Annotated in this window: 20 protein-coding genes; 14 read left to right on the forward strand and 6 right to left on the reverse strand. The window is 73.5% G+C overall.

The genetic code is table 11. From position 1 onward, the window contains the following. The first annotated feature begins 102 nt into the window (after positions 1-102). From L3i22_RS30070 to L3i22_RS30120, 11 genes are all read left to right on the forward strand, one after another. Complete coding sequence (locus tag L3i22_RS30070; RefSeq protein ID WP_221320882.1) at positions 103-390, forward strand: hypothetical protein; 288 nt, start codon at positions 103-105, stop codon at positions 388-390. Positions 391-559: 169 nt separating this feature from the next. Beyond that, positions 560-1738 carry a hypothetical protein gene (locus L3i22_RS30075; protein WP_221320883.1) on the forward strand — a complete coding sequence of 393 codons (1179 nt, stop codon included), beginning with the start codon at positions 560-562 and terminating at the stop codon, positions 1736-1738. Beyond that, the gene (locus L3i22_RS30080) at positions 1735-3207 is read left to right on the forward strand and encodes an SCO6880 family protein (RefSeq protein ID WP_221320884.1); all 1473 of its coding nucleotides are present in this window, start codon (positions 1735-1737) and stop codon (positions 3205-3207) included. Before L3i22_RS30075 ends, L3i22_RS30080 begins: the two co-directional genes overlap by 4 nt. Positions 3208-3263: 56 nt before the next feature. After that, entirely contained in the window at positions 3264-3872 is a 609-nt protein-coding gene (locus L3i22_RS30085; protein ID WP_221320885.1) for a hypothetical protein, read from the forward strand. Then, a complete protein-coding gene (locus L3i22_RS30090) occupies positions 3869-4804 on the forward strand; it encodes a hypothetical protein (RefSeq protein ID WP_221320886.1) in 936 nt (311 codons plus the stop codon). The genes L3i22_RS30085 and L3i22_RS30090 overlap by 4 nt, the downstream gene beginning before the upstream one ends. 58 nt (positions 4805-4862) lie before the next feature. Then, complete coding sequence (locus tag L3i22_RS30095; RefSeq protein ID WP_221320887.1) at positions 4863-5558, forward strand: hypothetical protein; 696 nt, start codon at positions 4863-4865, stop codon at positions 5556-5558. Continuing rightward, the gene (locus L3i22_RS30100; RefSeq protein ID WP_221320888.1) at positions 5555-6121 is read left to right on the forward strand and encodes a hypothetical protein; all 567 of its coding nucleotides are present in this window, start codon (positions 5555-5557) and stop codon (positions 6119-6121) included. Before L3i22_RS30095 ends, L3i22_RS30100 begins: the two co-directional genes overlap by 4 nt. Positions 6122-6179: 58 nt before the next feature. Beyond that, positions 6180-7628, forward strand: a complete 1449-nt coding sequence (locus L3i22_RS30105) for a hypothetical protein (protein ID WP_221320889.1) — start codon at positions 6180-6182, stop codon at positions 7626-7628. Between the two features lie 18 nt (positions 7629-7646). After that, positions 7647-9488, forward strand: coding sequence for a TraM recognition domain-containing protein (locus L3i22_RS30110; protein WP_255657263.1), 1842 nt, complete (start codon positions 7647-7649; stop codon positions 9486-9488). Positions 9489-9495: 7 nt separating this feature from the next. Beyond that, the gene (locus L3i22_RS30115; protein WP_221320890.1) at positions 9496-10713 is read left to right on the forward strand and encodes a toprim domain-containing protein; all 1218 of its coding nucleotides are present in this window, start codon (positions 9496-9498) and stop codon (positions 10711-10713) included. 41 nt (positions 10714-10754) lie between these two features. After that, complete coding sequence (locus L3i22_RS30120; protein ID WP_221320891.1) at positions 10755-11402, forward strand: hypothetical protein; 648 nt, start codon at positions 10755-10757, stop codon at positions 11400-11402. Positions 11403-11477: 75 nt separating this feature from the next. Here L3i22_RS30120 and L3i22_RS30125 read toward each other — a convergent pair whose 3' ends face one another. The 6 genes from L3i22_RS30125 to L3i22_RS30150 form a co-directional block, all read right to left on the reverse strand. Continuing rightward, positions 11478-12167, reverse strand: coding sequence for an endonuclease domain-containing protein (locus tag L3i22_RS30125; protein ID WP_221320892.1), 690 nt, complete (start codon positions 12165-12167; stop codon positions 11478-11480). Between the two features lie 519 nt (positions 12168-12686). Further along, entirely contained in the window at positions 12687-13226 is a 540-nt protein-coding gene (locus L3i22_RS30130; RefSeq protein WP_221320893.1) for a DUF4913 domain-containing protein, read from the reverse strand. Further along, on the reverse strand, positions 13223-14290 hold the full coding sequence (locus L3i22_RS30135) for a hypothetical protein (protein ID WP_221320894.1): 1068 nt from the start codon (positions 14288-14290) through the stop codon (positions 13223-13225). The genes L3i22_RS30130 and L3i22_RS30135 overlap by 4 nt, the downstream gene beginning before the upstream one ends. An 8-nt stretch (positions 14291-14298) precedes the next feature. After that, positions 14299-15750, reverse strand: coding sequence for a relaxase (locus L3i22_RS30140; RefSeq protein WP_221320895.1), 1452 nt, complete (start codon positions 15748-15750; stop codon positions 14299-14301). Further along, positions 15747-16190 carry a DUF1778 domain-containing protein gene (locus tag L3i22_RS30145; protein WP_221320896.1) on the reverse strand — a complete coding sequence of 148 codons (444 nt, stop codon included), beginning with the start codon at positions 16188-16190 and terminating at the stop codon, positions 15747-15749. Before L3i22_RS30145 ends, L3i22_RS30140 begins: the two co-directional genes overlap by 4 nt. 207 nt (positions 16191-16397) lie before the next feature. Further along, the gene (locus L3i22_RS30150) at positions 16398-16769 is read right to left on the reverse strand and encodes a hypothetical protein (RefSeq protein WP_221320897.1); all 372 of its coding nucleotides are present in this window, start codon (positions 16767-16769) and stop codon (positions 16398-16400) included. A gap of 262 nt (positions 16770-17031) precedes the next feature. Between L3i22_RS30150 and L3i22_RS30155 the strand changes: the two genes are divergently transcribed. From L3i22_RS30155 to L3i22_RS30165, 3 genes are all read left to right on the forward strand, one after another. Continuing rightward, positions 17032-17391: a hypothetical protein gene (locus L3i22_RS30155; protein ID WP_221320898.1), complete on the forward strand. Its 360-nt coding sequence runs from the start codon at positions 17032-17034 to the stop codon at positions 17389-17391. Positions 17392-17532: 141 nt separating this feature from the next. Further along, a complete protein-coding gene (locus tag L3i22_RS30160) occupies positions 17533-17820 on the forward strand; it encodes a hypothetical protein (protein WP_221320899.1) in 288 nt (95 codons plus the stop codon). A 241-nt stretch (positions 17821-18061) separates the two neighbouring features. Then, entirely contained in the window at positions 18062-19600 is a 1539-nt protein-coding gene (locus L3i22_RS30165) for a hypothetical protein (RefSeq protein ID WP_221320900.1), read from the forward strand. Positions 19601-19890 lie beyond the last annotated feature (290 nt).

Below are 19890 nucleotides of genomic sequence, written 5' to 3' on the forward strand. Positions count from 1 at the left end.
GCGGCGGTAGCGGGTCGAGCGACGCGAGCGACAACACCTGCCCGGCAGCGTGCTCAGCGTTCGCCCCGCCCAGGGGCGTGCTCCTCACCTTCGGGAGTTGTTGTGCACGTTCAGTTGATCGTTGAGCAGGTTCTCGCCGCGCCGATGCCGGATCCGACGGCGGTCGCGCCGCCCGGCCTGCAGGAGATCGGCGGGCAGTTCCTCGGCTGGATGAAGTGGATCCTGCGCGCCTGCGGCGTCGGTGGGCTGCTCGCCTGCGGAATCATGATGACCGTCGGCCGCCGTAACCGGTCGAGTTTTGCCGCTGATGGCGCGTCCGGAATCCCGTGGGTTTTGGGTGGCCTGACGCTCGGCTCGATGGCCGTGCTCCTCGCCGGCGCCTTCGCCTAGCGCCCGCTCGGCCCCGGCGGATGTTCCTCTCCCGTGCCCGACCGGGGCCGGCCTGGCCTTTCACCGCTCGCTGCCTGCGCCCCGCCGTGCTCCCGGATATTCGCCGTGCCTTCGCGCCGGTCCGGGCACAGCCGGGTGCCGCTGACCCGACTCTGCGGGGGTACCACCGATGTTCGGTTTGAACCCAATCAACCTGTTAATCAACGGCGGGGCGGAAGCCGTCGGCAAGGCCCTCGCCTATCTGGCGGGCGCCCTTGCCGGCTGGCTCATGACGACGTCCAAGGACATCTGTCCCACCACCGGCTCGAATCCGGCGACGTGGGATCCGAACTGGTTGCAAACCTGCAACCAGAGCGCGTCGGCGGCGCAGCACCTGCAGCATTTGATGTTGCCGCTGACCGGGCTCGTACTGGCCGGGGGCCTGCTCTGGCAGGCGACCTTGATGGTGATCACCCGCAAGGGTGAGCCGCTGCTGCAGGCCGGGCGCGGTCTGGTCAACACCGCCCTGTGGGGCGGCATCGGCATCGGTGCCGCGCACCTGATGCTCAAGGCCGGCGACGTCTTCAGCGCGTGGGTGATCGACCAGAGCGTGGCCGGCGACGGGAATCCGACGGAGAAGATGCGGACCGTCGTGCTCGCGATGGTATCGGCGCCCGACAATGCCGATCCGCTGCTCGGGCTGACCGTCAGCTCAATCGCAATGATCTTCATCATCGCGCAGATCCTGCTGATGGTCTTCCGGGACGGCGGCGTCATCTTCCTCGCCGGCACCAAACAGTTCTCCGCGGCCGGCAAGACACTCTCCCCGAACAACGAGTGGGACTCCAAGACCACCAGCTGGCTGTGCACCCTGTGCGCGTACAAGCCGATGATGGCCCTGATCTACGCCACCGCGTGGCGGCTGCTGCACGGCGAGGTCCGGGACATGTTCACCGGCCTGAGCATCGTGATGCTCTCGGTCATCGCGATGCCGGCGTTGATGAAGTTCTTCACGATCTTCACCGGTCACATCGCCAACGCCGGCGGCGGACTCGCCTCCGCCGCGGCCGGCGCCGGCGCCGCCCTGCACGCCACCGCGTCGCTGCGCGGCGCCGGCGGCAACAGCGCCGCCGAACACGCCCGGTACATGGACAGCACCGGACCGGGCAGCACCGCACCCACCGGCGCCGCCCCGCAGCCGGCGAGCCCCCTGCCGACCCCGAGCGCCGGCAGTCCCGGCGGCACGAGCACCGCAGCCGCTTCTGCGGCCGGGCCGGTGCTCGTGGGCACCGTGCACGCCGCCACCGGCGCTGCCCGCGCGGCCGGGAACGCCGCTGACTCCGCCACCGGCGGCCGGAGCGGGTCGTGACCGGCGAACAGATCCGCACCTACGGGGGCTGGCGTCGCAGCCGCGGCATGGGCCTGCTCGGGCTGGGCCCGGCACAGACCGCGACCGTGCTCGCCGCGGTCACGGTGCTGGCCATGTCCGGGTCGCTGGGCCTGTCGGTCCTGGCCGTGACCGCAGGGCCCTGCGTGCTGGTGGTCATTCTGCTGCTGGCCCGGTGGGACGGCGTGCCGCTGGCGGCGGGGATCGCGCAGCGGGTCCGCTGGCTGGCCGGCACCAGTCGCGGGTCCACCCGCTACCAGTCCGGGATCGCCGCGGCAGGAGAACACGCGTGGCAGCTGCCGGGGGTGCTGGCCCCGACCCGGCTGCTGGCCGTGCCCGACCCGGGCGGCGACTACGGCATCGTGCACAACGAGCGGCTCGGCACGATGGCGGTCACGGTGCGGTGCGCGGCCACCTCCACGTGGCTGTCCGACGCCGCGACCACCGCGTCCTGGGTCGCCTCGTGGGGTGGGTGGCTGGCCAACCTCGGCTATCTGCCGATCGTCGATCATGTCGCGGTCACCGTCGACACCGCCCCCGACCAGGGGTCCCGGCTCGCTGAGCACGTCGGGCGGCGGATCGTGCCGAACAGCCCGGCCGCGGCCCAGCAGGTGCTGCGCCGGCTCGTGCAGGTGTCCCCGGCGGCGTCCGCCGACGTGGAGACCCGGGTGACGATCGTGTTCCGGCCCGCGGCGTCGCCGGCCAAGCCCCGCGATCTGCAGGAGGCGGTCGACGAGATCAGCCGCACGCTGCCCGGGCTGCAGGACGCGCTGGGCGGCTGCGGGCTGACCGTGCTGGGCCGCGCCACCGCCGAGCAGCTCACCACGATCGTGCGGGGCGCGTTCGACCCGGCGATCCGCGGTGACCTGGCCCGGCTCTCGCAGCACGACCTGGCCCGGTGGATGGACTGGCAGACCAGCGGGCCGGTCGCCGCCCAGGAGCACCTGGACCGGTACGAGCACGACTCCGGGGTCAGCGTGTCCTGGGCCTGGCACGAGGCGCCGCGCCAAGCCGTGCACGCCGATGTGCTGGCCCGGCTGCTGTGTCCCGGCCCGTACATGAAGCGGGTGACGTTGCTGTACCGGCCGCTGCCCGCCGGTGAGGCCGCCCGGGTCGCGGAGGCCGAGGTCAACGCGGCGTCGTTCCGGCAGGCCTACCACCGGGCGCAGAAACGCGACGAGACCGCCCGGGACCTGGCCGACCGGGAACGCGCGCAGCAGACCGCCCGCGAGGAGGCCACCGGCGCCGGCGTCGGCCTGCTGAGCCTGTTCGTCACCACCACCGTCCTGGACGCCGACGATCTGGGCCGGGCGGTCGCCGACGTCGAATCCCGCGCCGACGTCGCGAAGATCCGGCTACGCCGCCAGCGCGCCGCGCAGGCCGCCGGCTTCGCCGCGACCCTGCCGTGCGGGGTGTGCCCACCGCAGCTGGCACGGCACTGGCCGCGCTGACCCCCGCCACCGCCCAACGCCAATACCCCCTTTTTCGTGAGAGGTCTGGAATTGAGATGAGTCTGTTCGATCAGCTGGCCGATCGGCTCCGGACCGCGGCCCAGCGGCGCGCAAGCAGCCAGCCCGTTGCCGGGGCCGAAGCCGGGATCCGCGCCGGGCAGGCCGCGTTCGCCGCCGCGCCCGACGACCACGCCCGCAGCGCCGCGTTGTCCGGCCTGGCCGGCCTGCACGAGCGCCTCGGCGCGCTGCAACCTGCCCAGGCGGGTGCCCGCGCGCAGCAGGCCGGGCTGCTGTACGACCTGGCCGAGGTCTATCACGCGCGGAGCGCGGCGTCGCCGCCGAGCCGGCCGTGGGCGCACGGCCCGGCCCCGGACGTGGTCACCGGTTCCCTGCGCGAGATGGCCCAGACCGACAACCTGAGATTCCACCGCACCAGCCTGCTGCTGGCCCGGAAGGCGATCGGCCGCGGCGATCCGCGGGCCGCCGCGATCGACCTGGTGACCAGCGCCTTGGCCGCCACCCTGCGCCGGCCGGGCACCGGCCAGCACCACGGTCAGCCGGTCGCGCAGGCATTCACCCGGCTGCGCCCCACCCCGGCACCGGCCCCGCCGCCGGCAGCGTCGGCGACGGGGCGTGCCGGCGCGGCTGAACGGCGCGGCCGGTGAGCGAGCTGCGGTTCCGGATCGAGGACGGGCCCCTGCAGGGCTGGTACGCCGAGTACCACGCAGCCAGCGCGCAGCTGCGGCCGCTGTCGCAGACGCTCATCGTGCAGCCGCCCGCGCACCTGGACGCGGCGGCGCTGCGGGTCAGCCTGAGCCTGACGATCCGCCCGGGCGACCCGCAGTGGGAGGTCATGAAGACCCTCGCCCGGCAGCAGGCGAACACCGCGCACGCCCAGCAGACCCGCGCAGCCGCGTTGGGGCTGCTCCTGCCCCGGGTGCGCGCGGGGATGGCGGTCCGCGACGGCTGGCACGTGCAGCGCGGCTCGTCGCCGACCCCGGCGATCAGCGGCCGGCTCACCGATCTGACCGGCCCGGAGAGCACGGTGCGGGTCAGCGCCGCCGACAACTGGCGCCCCGCCGACAGCCGGCGCCAGTTGCACACCCGGATCGCCCGGGACGGCCTGGACACCACGTTCGGCTGGGTGCGCCAGAACGCCCTGGCGACTCCGGGCCTGCCCGCCGGGCAGAGCCGTCCGGAGTGGACCGGGCACACCGAGCAGTTCCTGCGGACCCCGCTGCCGGGCCAGCCCCGGCCCGGCCAGTACGTCATCGAGTTCGTCAACGCGACCGCCAGCCACGGACTGCACCGCCGGATCGCCGACAACGTCGAGCAGGCGCAGCACTGGGCGGCCACCCACCGGCCGTTCAACAACACCGACGTCACGGTCGCCCTGGTCGTCGGGGTCGACAACGGCTGGCCGGTCACCGAGCCCGTCGACCTGGGGCCGGCCGCCCGGCCGGGCCCGCATCGGCCCGCGGCCGCCGCCGCGTTTCCGGTGCCGCCGGCCGCCCGGCCCTCCACCGGCGCTCCCCCACCGGCCGAGACCACCGGGCCGCCGGTGGTCCGCAACACCCCGCCCGGCGCCCGCCGCTAACCCCCGGGGCCTGCCCGCCGCCGGGTGCTGCCCGGCAACCAGCCGATTGGAGCTTCTCATGGGGATCATCTCGACCGTCACCGCCCGGCTGCGCTCGCTCACCCACCGGGCCGCGCCGGCCGGCCCCGACACGCCGGCCGCCGACCCCGGCATGGTTGGTGACCTCGACCTCGGCGACCGGCTCGCCCGACTGGCCCGGCTCACCGAGCGCCTCGCGGTCCTCGCCCCGGCCGACACGGTGCCCTGGCAGCGGCACGCCCTGATGCTGCGCGCCCTGTCCGGCGCCTACTACCGGCGGGCCGGCCTGCACCTGCCGCACCCGGACCCGGCCCGCGCGTTCCCGGCGGTCGCCGAACTGCTGCAACAGCTGCAGGTCACCGGCGGCCGGACCCGCCAGGCCGCACTGCTGGGGCAGATCCACGCCGCGCTGCACGCCGCCGACGGGCGTGACCCGGCGCTCGACGCCGTCCGGGTCGCAGCCGCCGAACTCGCGGCACCCCCGCTGGGCGCGCAGCGGCCGCCAGCCCGGCCGGCGCAGGACACGTACCGGCCCGCCCGGCCCGAGAGCACCGCAGGGGCCGGTCACAGCCCGACGCCCGCCGCCGCTGCCGGGGCCCGGCCGTCCGGAGCCCGGCTCGCCTCGCAGTTCCCCCGGTGGGGGTCCGCGACGACGGCGCGGCCGGTGGTCGCCCCGGTGCTGCGCAGCCCGGCCGCCCGCGCCGACGGCCTGCGCCCGGCAGGCCGCTCCCGGTGACCGGACCGCAGGACGACCCGGGTGAGGCGGTCCTCAACCCGGAGCTCGCGTTCCGACCGGGCCATCCGCCCGACGATGTGCAGGCCAAACAGGTGCCGGCCGGGGCCTGGGATCTGGCGATCGGGCCCGCAGGCGAGGGTGCCCACCCGTTGTTCGTCGTCGCCGTGCTCCTGCCCCGCCCCGATGCGACCCGCCCCGGCCACCACGTCGACCAGACGCCGCGGTGGCTGGCCGTCAGCCATCGCGAGGCCGCAGTCCGGGCGGCGGCCCTGCGCTGGCAGGCGTCCGCGGCCACGCTCACCCTCAGCGACCGGATCCGGTGGCAGCCCACCCCGCCGCGATCCACGCCGCCGGCCGGGCAGCGGGACCTGACCACGCTGCTCGGCCACGCCGAGGCCGAGCAACTGCGCACCGCCATGACCGCCGCCGGGACGGCCCGGCCCGCCCGCCCGCTGATGGCCGCATTCCCGCCGCTGCGCCCCGCCGCCGGCGCTACCGCCGCTACCCCCATGCCGGCCGCCGGTTCCGACCGGGCGCAGCGCCCCGGCCCGCCGCAGCGCTAACCGGCCACGCCCACCCTTCGATTCGCCCCTGCCACCCGTCATGAGGAGCACCCCCACGATGAGATCGCGTACCCCGCTCGCCCCGGCCTGGGGACACCGCGGTCCGGCCGCCGGCCGGGCCGCGCACGTCGCCCCCGGCATGGAATACCAGGGCACCACCCAGCAGCTATGCGGGCTGTACCCGTTCGTCGCGGGCTCCGGAGCGCCGACGATCGGCGTCCCGATCGGCCGGCACATGCTCTGGGGCGAGGTCGTCTGCCTCGACCCCCTCGAGTGGCTGCGCGAGGGCCTGGTCACCAACCCGGGGGTCTTCGTCCTCGGTCAGCCCGGCTCCGGCAAATCCACGATCGCCAAGCGGCTGATCACCGGGATGTGCGGCTTCGGCGTCAACACGCTGATCCTGGGCGACACCAAGCCGGACTACACGCCGCTGGTCGAGCACCTCGGCGGGCAGGTGATCCGGGTCGGCCGCGGCTTGGACAGGATCAACCCGCTGGACTCCGGGCCGCTGGGCGCCGCGCTGACCCGGATGGGCGTCGAGGAGGCCCGCAAGTTGCGCCTGGAGGTCCGCGGCCGGCGGATGTCGCTGCTGCTGGCCCTGTGCGCCCTGGTCCGCGGCACCCCGCTGTCGAACACCGAAGAAGTAATCGTCGGCCGAGCCGTCGATGTGCTCGCCGAGCGCCTCGACCACGACCCGACCGTCCCGGACGTGCTGCATCTGGTCGAGACCGGCTGCGACGAGCTGATGGCGGCCGCCCGGGCCCGCTCCGACGGCGAGTTCCGGCGCCGCGCCGCCGAGCTCGTGCCGACCCTCGCGCTGCTGTGCGAAGGGTCGCTGCGCGGGATCTTCGACGGCCCGACCAGCCGCCCGCTGGATCTGGACGCCCCGGCGGTCAGTGTGGACATCTCGCAGGTCGCCGCCGCCGGCGACCAGCTCGTGGCCGCCGCGATGCTGTGCACCTGGGCATACGGGTTCGCCGCGGTCGACGCCGCCAGCGTCCTGGCCGATCAAGGCCTGGCGCCGCGCCGGCAGCACCTCGGCGTGATGGACGAGCTGTGGCGGGCCCTGCGCGGCGCGTCCGGCCTGGTCGAGCACGCCGACGCGTTGACCAGGTTGAACCGGGCCAAGGGCATGGCCTCGATCATGGTCACCCACTCGCTCGCCGACCTGGACGCGCTGCCGACCGAGGCGGACCGGGCCAAAGCTCAAGGGTTCGTCGAGCGGGCCTCGATCAAAATTCTGGCCGGGCTGCCGCCGCGCGAACTCACCCGGGTCAACGAAGTCGTCCGGCTCTCCAGTAGGGAACGGGACCTGGTCGCCTCGTGGGCGGCGCCGGAGGCCTGGCACACCGGGTCGGTCCACCCGGGCCGCGGCAAATATTTGATCAAAACCGGGGAGCGGCCGGGCCTGCCGGTGTCGCTGACGCTGGTCGACGACGAGTGGCGGCTCTACGACACCGACGCCGCCATCCGGCTGCCCGGCACCACGTCACCCGGCCAGCGCTGACCGGGCGGGGTCACGACGATGATGACGCGACCTGTCGAGCCGCGCGGCACCGCCGGCGGCGCCACCACCGCCTGGGTGCTGCTCGGACTGTGGTGGGCCGCGATCTGCCTGCTCTGGCTGTCCTGGGCGGCCGGACGGATCGCCGCCACCCTCACCCGCCGGCCGGCGACCGGACCCCGGTTCGGCACCGACTTCGTGCAGCAGCTGGTCCGCGCCGACTGGCACACCTTGTGGCCGGGCGTGTCACCGACCCTGGTGGCGGTCACCTACGGGCTGCTGCTGGCCTGCGCTACCGCCCTGGTCACGGCAGGGATAGCGGTGTGGCAGCGGCACCGACCGGACGCCGAGGACCCGCTCCCGTCGCTCGCCAGCCGCTCCGAGATCACACCGATGACCGCACCCGAGGTCGCGGCGAAGGCCCGCCGGCTGCGGACCTCACTCAAAGATGTCCCGGTCAAGGAGATCGATCCGGAGGCCGCCGGGGTGCTGCTCGGCGCGCACCGGCGGCGCCGCGGCACCGGTGCCCGGGTGTTCGCCGGGTGGGAGGACGTCGTGCTGGCCATCATGGCGCCGCGCTCGGGAAAGACCACCGCGCTGGCCGTCACCGCGGTGCTCCACGCGCCGGGGGCGGCGCTGGCCACCAGCAACAAGGGCGATCTGTGGGCCACCACAGCCGGAGACCGGCGCGAGCACGGCGCCGTCTGGACGTTCGACCCGCAGGCGATCACCCACACCCCGCAGACCTGGTGGGTGGATCTGCTCGCCACGGTGGAGACGGTCGAGGACGCGCTGCGGCTGGCCGACCACTTCGTGCAGGAGATCCGCTCCCAGGACGGCAACGATGACTTCTGGGCCAAGGGCGCCCTGGACCTGCTCGCGTCGCTGATCCTGGCGGCGGCGGTGAGCACCGGCAGCCTGGACTCGGTGCAGGAATGGCTGTCGGATTCGATCACCCGCGAGCCGGTGCAGATCCTGGAGCAGGCTGGGTTCGTCGCCTCCGCGCGGGCCCTGGCCGGGCGGCAGGCCGGCGCCCCGGAAACCCGGGAAGGGATCTACGAGACCGCACGGACCGCAGCGGCGTGCCTGTCCAACCCGGAAATCATGCGCTGGGTCTGTCCTCCGGAAGACCGGCGGCTGCCGGCCCTCGACGTTGACGCGTTCGTCGCCTCGCGCGACACCCTGTACCTGCTGTCCAAGGACGGTGCGGCCGCGGCCGCACCGCTGGTGGCCGCGCTCACCGACCAGGTGCTGCGTGCCGGAGTCCTGCTCGCCGAGGCCAACGGCGGGCGACTCGATCCCCCGCTGGTCGCGGTCCTCGACGAGGCCGCCAACATTTGCAAGATCAAAGATTTGCCGGACCTCTACAGCCATTTCGGCTCCCGCGGGATCTGCCCGATCACCATCCTGCAGTCCTACCGGCAAGGCACCCGGGTGTGGGGCGACCGGGGCATGGACGCCCTGTGGTCGGCGGCCACCGTGAAACTCATCGGCGCCGGGATCGATGACGCCCGCTTCGCTGAAGACCTGTCCCGGCTCGTCGGCGAGCACGACGTCACGGTCGCCTCCCGCACCCGCGACGGCCAAGGTGGCACCTCGCACCAGGTCTCCATCCGCCGGCAGCGGATCCTCGACCCGGCCCAGATCCGGGCGCTACCGAAAGGCACCGCGCTGCTGCTGGCCACCGGCGTCCGGGTGGCCATGCTCACCCTGCTGCCCTGGTACGACAGTGCCCGCGCCGACCAGCTGGCCGCCGCGGTCGCCGCGTCCACCGCTGACATGACCCGCCGTGCCCAGCAGGCCCGCGCCGCCCGGCAGGCCCGCCTCAAGCTGCGCACCGCCCACCGCGCAGGCCGCGCATAACGCCATGATGACTGCCGCCCACCAGCCCGCAGCCGACCCGCACCTCGGCCGGCTGCGGGCCGCGACCGGGGCCGCCGCCGACTTCTACCGGACACACCTCGCCCACGCCGACACCCTGCACACCTACCTGCACCACCGGCGGCTGCAGGCGCTGGTCAACCGCAGCGAACCGTGGCAGATCGGGTACGCCCCGCCCGGCTGGCAGCACCTGACCCAGCACCTGCGCGCCGCCGGGTTCACCGACGACGAACTCGTCGACGCCGGCCTGAGCCACCGCCACCACACCGGCCGGATCTACGACGTCTTCCGCGACCGGCTCATGTTCCCGATCCGCGACCAGCACGGCCCGGTCGCCTTCACCGGCCGCGCCGCCCCGCACGCAGGACCGGACGAGCCGAAATACGTCAACACCCCGGCAACCCGCCTCTACGACAAGAGCGGCATGCTGTTCGGGCTGGCCGAGCAGCAGGACCGGATCGCGCAGGGCTGGCCGATCGCGCTGGTCGAAGGACCCACCGACGTGCTCGCCTGCTGGTTGTCCTACGCCCGCTCGGGCGGGCCGGGCGTCGTCGCGCTCGCCCCCTGCGGCACCGCGCTGACCGACGCGCAGGCCGCGATCGTGTGCGAGCTCCCCGGCGCCCAGCTCGGCATCACCGCCGCGTTCGACGCCGACAACGCCGGCCGCGCCGCCATCACCAAGGCGTGGCACCTGCTGCACGCCCGGCACCCGTCCCGGCTGCTGCGCGCCGCGACCCTGCCATCGGGCGCCGACCCGGCCGCGCTGCTGGCCCGGCCCAACGGCCGCGCCCAGGTCCGCGCGGCGCTGGGCGCCCAGACCCGGCCACTGCTCGAGGCGGTCGTCGACCACCGCCTGACCGGATGGGTTACCCGCTGGCCCCAGCTCCTGCAGGACATCGACGGCCGGTGCGCAGCCGCCCGCGGCCTGATCGACCTGATGTTCCAGGCCGACGACAGCGAAGAGGCCGCCCGCGTCGCCCGGCAGATCGTCCGGCGGACCGGCGTGCACCCGGAGGTGATCGCCCAACTCGCCCTCGAACGCGCCGAGGCAACCCTGGAGTCCGCCGACGCCGGAGGGCTGACCGGTAGCAGACCGGCACCGTCCCACCCCGGACAGGCCTTCCCCGCGTTCCAGGCAGGTCGCGCCCCCGCACCGCGCTCCCCGCCGACCGGGACCCGAGTCCCCCGCGCGGCCCCACACCGATGACCTGATCGATCAATACGCCAGCAACCTTGGAGAGGCACAACATGGATCTGGACCGCGTCGAACACAGCGGCACGCTGCCCGATGGCCGCCGGGCAGAGATTGTCATGGTGGTCGACGAAACCAACTACGTCGAGCACGAAGTACTGGTCCTCGCGGTATGTGACCACGCATGGTCGAACCCCACCTACCTGTACAGCACCTATCGCGACGGCCCCGGCTGGGAACAACTGCATACCGGCTTGGTCGGCGAGCCGCAGGATCTGGTCGCCGCCTACCAGTTGTGGTCCGCACATCACCTGGACCCGTTGCCGCTCGGCTACCTCGCGCTCGCCGCGCTCGAAGGCCACCTGCGTGATTCGCAAGAGCCGTTCGCCGCCCTGCTGCCGGCAATACCCACCGATCGGCTCGGCGCCGCCCTCGACGCCCTCATGGACCTGCGCATGGTCGGGCTGCGCCCCGACGGCTACTTCGGGCTCACTGCCCGCGCCGAGGCGGTGCTGCGCCCGGACTCAGCACAAGAACTACAGCACTTTGCTGCCGCCATCACTGCGGCAATGCACCCTGGCGACGCCGCGATGCCGCTGGCCAGGCACGCCTTTCTCCCACTGCCCGGCTCCACCGTCAAGCCCACTTCTTCGGGCGACATGCCGCCGCCGCCCGGCCCGCCTCGGCCGGCTTCCGGGCGCTGATCCTGCTGGCAGGGCCGGGCCGCGCGGCGGCGAGGTGGTGCCGTCGCGCGGCCCGGATCCGCACCGCAGGGCACGTCAGAACAGAGGCTGCTCGATCACCGTGCCGCGGTCGATGCCCGCCGCCGCCGGTGGTGGCGGCAGTTCCCGCAACGGCTGACGGCGCAGGCTCGGCGGCTGGAACCTCGGATCGAAGCCGAGATAGGCGATCCGGCGCAGCTCTTTGTCATGGTTCGCGAGCCGGTCGGGCTTCGGGTAGTACAGGCCCAGGCCGGCTGCAGGCGGCGCCGTGAGGTAGTCACCGCACGGGCAGCCGGCCACATGCAGGCAGCGCTCCAGGTCGTTGTTGCAGCCGACGCAGAGCAGCCCGCGGATCAGTCCGGTGAAGTGGTCATGATCCAGGTAGGCGCCGGGCAACTCCCGGCAGATGTGGCAGTGCGCTCCCAGCGCGGCGACCAGGGCTGCGCGCTCCCGGCCGCCGGGCCGGTCTGCCCCCTGATAGCCGGGCCAGCTGGCGCTGATCGGACAGCGGCGCCGGCCACGGATCAGTGCTGGGCCAACCGGGTCGCCGGTGAGCACCACCTGCCACGAGGCGGTGATCCAGCGGCTCTGCCCCAGCACCAGCGACAGCGTCTGCTGATCCCATGCCTCGGCCGGGGCCTGGACCCGGTAGCGGGTGCCGTCGGTCCACGACAGGCAACTCTGGTCATGCAGGTAGCCGTCCGGCGGCGCTTGGTGGTTCTTCCGGCGCGCTATGTAGGACAGCATGCTGGCGCACTCGGGGATGCCGCCGCGAAGCAGGTGGTACCGGCCGTCACTACCCAACCGTGCCGTGTACTCGTCGGGCCGGCGGCCCGGCGACAGGTGACGACAGGCCCCTCCCGCAGCGGCCCGGATTTGGCGTCCAACTCGGCGACGGTGTAGTCGAACATGAATCGCCAGATCAGCGCCTTCTGGCGATGCGCCGGCATCGCCCCCAGTCCCCCACCGGTCTCGCTCACGCCGCGCCACCTTCGCATCGCTCGGTTGCCGCTGACCGGGGCCAGCGGTCGGAGCTGGGCCAGGTCAGCCGGTGACCGCATTCTCGTAGAGGCCGATGCACGGGTCGCGCGGACCCGCTGGTGCGCGCTTTCATCCGGGAGCCGGCCAGCATCGCTCGGCGCACCCGGATCGCCAGCACGGCCCGCCGGAAGCACGCCCGGAGCAAACGCCGGTGGGGCTGTCCCCGATGCCGTTCAGGCCACCGGGAACAGCCCCACCACCGGGCCGGCCAGCAGGATCAGCCGGTCAGGTCCACCAGTTCCACCAGTCGGCCGGCGCCGTCTCGGTCTCCGCGATCGGCGGGAGCTCGTGCCGGACGCCGCGCTCGCCCTTGCCGGCGCTGCAGGCGCGGAACGGGCCGTCCTCGCCGCACAGGATCGGCAGGTTGTGGTCGAGCAGCTGCAGCCAGCCGACCATGCCGGTCATCTCCAGGCGGGCGTTCTCCCACGCGTACCAGAGCGCCATCATGCGGGTGACCGCCTCGTCGTGGGCCCACCAACTGCGGCACCAGTACCAGCGGGTCATGCCGACCGCGCCGTACGGGCGCGGGAACGTCGGCAGCAGGTACGTGTTGACCCACTCCTCGACGTTCGGATAGATCGGGTCCTGGCCCTCGTCCGTACCTGCGGCGGCCGGGCTGGGCGTGGCCCGTTCGGCGAGCTGCTGCTCGGCCTGCTCCAGGCGGCTGGTCAACGCCGTGACCCGGGCGAGGAGCTCCTCGACGGCCACCTGATCCGGTTTGCCGGCCCGCGCGCCACGCGCCGTTGTGCCGTTCGTCGTGGTCATCGCAGCGCACCTGCCCGCCGGGCCGCCGGACCGCCCGGCACCGTCACCGGAGTACCGGCCCGCGTCGACGGGGGTGCGGCCGGCCGCAGCGGCGGGAAGGCCTGCGCGACCGCCGCCCGGACCCGCCCGGCCGGCTCGCCGGCGGCGGGCCCGCTCGCGCGGCGTGCGGCTGCGGCGGCGGTCTGATCGGCGGCGCCCTGCAGTCGCGTGCTGTCGGCCTGCCCGGCGGTGTGCTCGTCGGCGGGGGTGGCCGGCACATCAAGCACGCCGGCGCGGGTGCGGCTGTCGGCGCGCAGCGCGTCCTCGATGATCCGGGCGGCCATCAGTTCGCTGGTGGGGGGCATGGCCGGCGCCTGCTGGGCGCAGTAGGTGCGCAGCAGGTCCAGGCCGCTGCCCGTCATGACGCCCTGGCGGCGCATCTCCTGCTGGAACGCCGCGATCGTGTCCGGGTTCAGGTCGCGGGCCAGCACCGCGACCTCGGCGCGGACGGCCTGGTCGAACGCGTCCAGGCCGCCGGGACGATGCTGCAGCGCCCCCGCCGCGTACGACTGCCCCGGCTGTGCCCGCGGCCCCCATTTCGCGCGCCACCACCGGTCCGCGGCGTCCGCCATCGCCTCGTGCACCGGGACGCCGTCAGCGCGCAGCCGGTCGTAGCGCTCCATCAGGTCGGGCTCGAGGTGGCGCAGCCGCAGGTCGGCGTCGTCGGCGATCTGCGCGGCCATCGGGTCGCCGCCACGGCGGGCCATCCCCCACTGCCAGGCGTGCGCGGCCTCGCCGAGCGACGCCTCCTCCCGCAGCCACTTGCGGTCCGTGCCGATCTGCTCGGCGTGTTTCTGCCACTGGGCGTCCTCAGCCTTACGCAGCCGCGCCGCCTGTTCCTGCAGCCGGCGCGCGTTCTCCTGCTGCCCGGCGGCGCGTTCCTGCGCCGCGGCCTGGTTCTGCACGCCGACCGCCCACACCCGGGCGGCCGCCTCGAACACCGTCACCAACGACCCGACCGCCTGCAGCGCACTGCGGGCACCCTCCGCGAACGGATCATCGTGGACTTGCTGACCGAGACTCACTCGCCAGCTCACCTCCCTGCTGTTCCCCGGCCGGGCCGGGCGCGCCGGCCGCCGCCCACTGTCCGCGGCGGAGTGGGCCGCGACGTCGCCGTCAGCGCTACCGGCGCCCGCGCGCCGGCCGCGATCCGCCGTAGCGCGTCGGCCGCGGCCCGCGCGTCCTGCGCCTGATGCAGCCGCTGCTGCGCGGTCCGCAGTTCGTCGATCGCGTCGGCGAACCGGGCCAGCTGCAGCACCAGTTGCAGGGCCGCGTACCCGTCCTCGTCGCCGGAGATCCGGCCCATCAGCCAGATCAGCCGGGCCAGCGCCCGCAGATCGTGGGATCGGCTGGTCGGCGGGGCCACCCGCCCGTACCGGCCGCGGGCCGCCCGGTCGAACAGGTCGGCGGCCCGGTGCAGCGGGCCGCGCCAGTCGCCCTCGCTGGCGGCCGCGAGGGTGGCCAGCACGTCCGCGGTGGCCGCGACCGTCGCCTGCACCCCCGCACCGTCGCCGGCGGTGCCGTCCCGGACGGCCTGCGCGGCGTTCTCCGCTGCCTGCGCGGCCTGGCGCAGCGCGACCGCGCGGGCATGCCGGTCGACCGTCGGCCGGCGCCCAGGGTCCGGTGCGACACCCCAGCGGATCCGGAGCTTGGGCAAGGTCAGATCGGCGGCGAGTTTCCCGCCGCCGAAGTAGATCGGCGTCTGGTCAGGGCCGGCGGTCCGGACGCCCGGTAGCGCCACCGCGTACCCGGTGATCTGCTCGCCGTCCTCGGTGCCGGCTCGCAGCCGCACCAGCACCCCGCCGCGGCGCAGCACGTCGAAGAAGTCGGCTTCGCCGCGCGCGGCCGCCGCGGCGGTCCGGACCCGGCGCCGCAGCTCATCGCGTGGGGTGCCGGCCCGGCGGGTCCGGGCCGCCTTGTTGACCTCGACGCTGTGCGGGCGCCGGTGGGCGGTGCGATCCGCGGGCCCGACCTGCCGCAACCCGTAGCGGGCCTCCAACCGGCGGGCGGTGCCCTGGGCTCGCCACCGTTCGTTGCTGCACCGCGGGATCTGCCGGTCCTGCCGGACCAGGGTCGCGACGATGTGAATGTGATCGTCGGCGTGCCGGACCGCGACCCACCGCACCGCCTGGGCGTCGCCGTGCGGGGCCAGCCCGGTCCCGGCGAGCATCTCCCGGGCGATGTCCGCCCACTCCGCATCCGTCAGGGTCCGGTCCGAGGCGTGATTGCGGACCGCGCAATGCCACACCGGCCGCGGCGGCGCCCGCACACCCATCCGGGTCGGCTGCTCGAGCATGTCGGCCAGCCGCTGGACATCGAGGCGCCCCGAGGCGTCCCGGACCGGCTCGAGGCCTGCCAGCGGCGGCGCCGTGCTCCACGCCGCGACCAAGCGCGGATCGGTGTGCTCCTCGCGGCGGCCCGGCCCGTACAGGTAGCGCAGCAGGCCGCGCACGTACGTGCCCCGCGCGGCGATCTTCGGGATCACCGCAGTTCCTGGTCGACGCGGGCGATCACCTGCTCGACACCGGCCAGGCGCCGCTCGCATCGCCGGCTGACCTGCTCCAGCCAGGCCGGGGCCTGACCGGTGCGGTGGAACGCCGCGACCGCCTGGTTCAGGTTGACGCCGATGTGCTGCACCTCAGCCCGCACGGCGAACAGGGCGGCCTGCAGTTCGCAGAGCGCTTCGCGGTGCGGGTCGAGGCGGGCGGGCCGACTGTCGGCGGCCGCCGCGAGCGCGGCCTCGGCGACGTACCCGGTCGGGGTCATCCCCACCCGGGTCGCGGCGGCCTCCAACAGCGCTTTCTCCGCGCTGGTGAGCCGCACCGCGATCCGCTCGTCACGGCCCGGGAACTGATGGGTGCGGTCACGGCCCCGGAGCCGCACGGGTCGGGGCGGATCCTGCTGCGGGACTTGCTGGTCTGTCACCCGCCGAGCGTCGCCGCGGGGTGTTGCCGCTGCCGTTAGCCGCTACCGCTGATCACCGGCGTCAGCCGGCCCCGACGGACCGCGCCCGGTCCGATGGGGACATCCGGCGCCCACTGGCACAACTTGCTGCCGATCGACACCCACCGCTGCGCCTCCCCCTGGGGCAGCAAAAATGTCCTGGCCGGCCGCGCTGTTCGGTGTCCAGGGCTACTTCTCGGGATCTGCTGCGGTGTCGGCGTCGTTGTCTTCCTCGCCGAGATCGAAATCCGCGAGCATGGCGACGAGGTCAACGCCGTCGGGCGCCCAGGTTTCGAGGTAGCCCTCGCCCTGGCGCTGATACGCCATCCACCTCATGGCCTGCTGGAACTGCGAGACGGCAACTTCGTTGGCGATCGCCTGCTCCGCGATCTCAATGACCTTCATCTGCGCGGCGATCGTCGCGGCCTGGTCCATGGCGATGCGCACGATGAGCCGGTCGTCGGAGCGGCCTGTCCCGGCGCGCCCGGACGCGAGCGCGGTGAGCCGGATGGAATCAGCGGTGAGGCTGTCGCGGAGCCAGGTGATCATGTGGTCGGTCATTCAGTACATGCTGCCAACGAGGGCGGTCGACTCGCCGCACACCCGGGCCGCTGACGGAAAGGCTGTCGGCGATCACCGACATCCAGCGGACGCTCGGCTCGGACGATGCTCGAATCGGTCCGCGGCAGGGGTGCGCCGTCCGTCTCGCCCACTCGGGATGAGGGGAGTTTTCGCACCTCAGCACGCCTTTAAGCCACCATTTTTTCTTGTTTTTGAGGTATCATTATAGGTAGTTGATGAGGTTGTCTCCGTGGAGGAAGTCATGACCGATCGCACCGAATGGGCAATTCCCGCTCCGGCCGGCGTGATGAGCAGCGACACGGTTCTTGTCGCCACCCTGACCGTCACCGTCACCACCCGCGCTGGCCTTGATGACGCCATCCGCCTGCTCATGACCGGCCGTCCCGCAACCGTCGGCGGGGACATCGCCTTGGTCGACCCCGACAGCGGGGCCGACGCTCACGCCGCTGATGACGATGCTGGATGGAACAGCCCGCCGTGTGCGCGTTCTTCGGCACCGGATTCGGCGCCGACGACTGCGCTGGCGTCTACGACGGTGCCAACACCGACGCCGCCGAGGACAACTGCCCTGCGTGTGCCGACTTCGAGCGGACCCTGCTAAGGCCGATCCCGCCGGGGAGTTCATCAGCCCGGACGTGACTGCTGGCAGCAGCGGTGCCGGGTCCTGCCGCTGTGCCGCAGCCTTCGCAGGTCCGGGCCGCCGGGCCGCATGACGAATGGGGACGAGACGAATGAGGGCACCGTGAGCGAGAAACGCGCGGGTATGCAGGACATCGCACACCACACGGTGCGCGGGCGGGCCGACACCGTGACCGTGACGTCGTGGGTCGGCACGTCCGGCTTGTCGTTCGACGTGACCGACGACGCCACGGGCCTGTGCCTCACCGTCCAGTCGCTGGACAACGAGCCGGCGCCGAGCGACATCGAGAGTCTGGTTGACGACCTGGCCGACAAGGTCGACGCCGGGATGCTCGACCGCTATTTCGACGGTGCCGGTGACCTGCTGGCAGGGGTGGTCGGCTCACGTTGATCGTGTCAAGCGGCGGGCGACCGCTCGTTCCGCGATTGGCAGGCCCGAAACCGACCAGTGGCACGCCGCGCAGTGCCGACCTCACATCGCCTGACCGGCAGGGGGTGGTAGCGCCTGGCCGCTGCCGCCCGCATAGCAGCCGGCCGTTGCTGCCACCGCTACTGCGGCGAGCACGACCAGCACTGACCCCGCACACCTTGCCCGCGCCCCCGAGTGCCCGGGCCCTCGAAAGGACCTCGCCATGTCGTCGCCCATGCTCGCCCTCGCCGACCCTGACCGGGACGATCCCGCAGTCCGCGACGCCTCTCGCGGCGCGTTCGACGCCCGGGCGCACAGTGCCGCGGTGCGCTGCCGATTCGCGGCCACCTGCCTGCGGGAGTTGTTTCCCGCCGCGACCCGTGCCGTGTTGACCATCGTCGGTGAGGCCGACGTCGACGTGACCGACCTCGGCGCGGTTTACGGCCCGGATGGGCTCCTGTGGGCTGCCGCCGAGTTCCGTCACCACCGCGACGTTGCCGCCTATTGGCAGGCGGTGAAGCACGACGGCCGCCCCCGGGTGCCGAGACTGCACCCGGGCAGCCGCCGCGTCATCGCCCAGGCTGTCGGTGACGCCCTCGTCGATGATCCCGGCCACCTCGACGGCGTCGACCCGGGCGGCATCGACCTGGTTGACGTGCGCGCCGTGGAGTTGGACATCGTCGTCGCGCTCGCCTACACCGCGCCCGGCGACGCCGCCCCACCGCCGGCGCTGCTACCGCTCGCCCCGCAGGCGGACCCCGTCATACAGATCGGCAGTCGTATTCGCGTGCTGACCGCGGTCGCCGAGCGCGCTGGTTGCGCCGATCACGCGCAGGTGGCGGATCAGTTGGGCTGTCCGCCCGATCCGCACGACCTGGCCGCTTTGCAGGTTGCGCTAACCGGGCGGCCGGCGCGGCTCGTTCAGCCGCGCCCGGGGGTGTACGAGCTGACCGCTGCGGGGCTGCGGGATCTGGCGCGTGCCGAGAACCTGGCCGCGGTGCTGATGCCGGCGGATCCGGGCACCGTCGGCCCGGTCGAGCCCGATCTGGCCCCCGAGGTGGCCGCGAGCATGCCGGGCATCGCGGTGGCCGGTGCGCAGGCGTTCCTGTCCTTGGATGCTGCCGGCGTGTTGGTGCTGTCGTTGCATGTGGATACCGGCGAGGTCGCGCCGTGGCTGGTGCGGGCCGATGGGTGCATTCCGATGCGGGTGACGGTCAACGGTGACCCGTTGTTCGTCGACGACCATCCCGCGCTGGCCCGCCTGGAGGCGAGTGCTGCGGAGCGCGGCTTCGCGGCGCTGACCGACCCGCAACAGCGTGCGGCTATGCGGGAGATTTTCGAGATCTTGGAGTACGACGCGGACGGTCTGCCAGGCATCGAGTGGTCCGCAGACACCGTCCAGAACCTCGGCGACCTGTTCGTCCGCTTCGGGATCGAATTCACCAGCCGCGACGACACGGAGGACGCCGCCTCGGCGGCCGACTCGGAGAGCACCGCGCTGGACTGGACGGTTGCTCCTGGTGGGCTCGGCCGGAACGCGGCCAGCGGGGTCCGGCACCTCACCACCGGCCTGACCGGACGGTACGGGGTACAGGGCGCCGGGGACGGCCGGTGGACTGCCGCCCTGACGGTCGGCTGCGGGGCTGAGGTGCCGCAGGCTTCGACGGCGCTCGGGGACTTCGAGGACGAGGACGAGGCGATGGCCGCCGCGGAACGCCATGAGTTCCTGCTAGGCCTCGCGGCGCAAGGCGGCCGGCGGTGATCCGGTTTGACGTCGACGGCGGGTTTGACGTACGGCCCCCGGTGCCGGCCGGCACCGGGGGCGCGGCCGGCGGCGACACCGACGTGGCTCCGGCACCCCCGTAACAAGATCGATCGGGGTGCATGGCCCGGGACTGCGGATTCGCGGAAAGCTGGCAGATCCGACCGATGATCGGCGGTGAAGTCCGGCCGGCAGGTCGTTGCCGGGGCGGGCAGCGCCGCACCGGCGTACGCGCGCCCTCCCCGGCCACGTCGCAGCCCGTCTGATCCGGTTGCCGAGCTGGGCGAACA

It is taken from the genome of Actinoplanes sp. L3-i22, from assembly GCF_019704555.1.
Classification (GTDB): Bacteria; Actinomycetota; Actinomycetes; order Mycobacteriales; family Micromonosporaceae; genus Actinoplanes.

Bases quoted from the DNA above. Each gene is read 5' to 3' on its own strand.
- L3i22_RS30075 (WP_221320883.1), top strand. From the start codon at position 560: ATGTTCGGTTTGAACCCAATCAACCTGTTAATCAACGGCGGGGCGGAA.
- L3i22_RS30085 (WP_221320885.1), top strand. From the start codon at position 3,264: ATGAGTCTGTTCGATCAGCTGGCCGATCGGCTCCGGACCGCGGCCCAG.
- L3i22_RS30095 (WP_221320887.1), top strand. From the start codon at position 4,863: ATGGGGATCATCTCGACCGTCACCGCCCGGCTGCGCTCGCTCACCCAC.
- L3i22_RS30105 (WP_221320889.1), top strand. From the start codon at position 6,180: ATGAGATCGCGTACCCCGCTCGCCCCGGCCTGGGGACACCGCGGTCCG.
- L3i22_RS30110 (WP_255657263.1), top strand. From the start codon at position 7,647: ATGATGACGCGACCTGTCGAGCCGCGCGGCACCGCCGGCGGCGCCACC.
- L3i22_RS30115 (WP_221320890.1), top strand. From the start codon at position 9,496: ATGACTGCCGCCCACCAGCCCGCAGCCGACCCGCACCTCGGCCGGCTG.
- L3i22_RS30120 (WP_221320891.1), top strand. From the start codon at position 10,755: ATGGATCTGGACCGCGTCGAACACAGCGGCACGCTGCCCGATGGCCGC.
- L3i22_RS30125 (WP_221320892.1), bottom strand. From the start codon at position 12,167: ATGCTGTCCTACATAGCGCGCCGGAAGAACCACCAAGCGCCGCCGGAC.
- L3i22_RS30130 (WP_221320893.1), bottom strand. From the start codon at position 13,226: ATGACCACGACGAACGGCACAACGGCGCGTGGCGCGCGGGCCGGCAAA.
- L3i22_RS30150 (WP_221320897.1), bottom strand. From the start codon at position 16,769: ATGACCGACCACATGATCACCTGGCTCCGCGACAGCCTCACCGCTGAT.
- L3i22_RS30155 (WP_221320898.1), top strand. From the start codon at position 17,032: ATGACCGATCGCACCGAATGGGCAATTCCCGCTCCGGCCGGCGTGATG.
- L3i22_RS30165 (WP_221320900.1), top strand. From the start codon at position 18,062: ATGTCGTCGCCCATGCTCGCCCTCGCCGACCCTGACCGGGACGATCCC.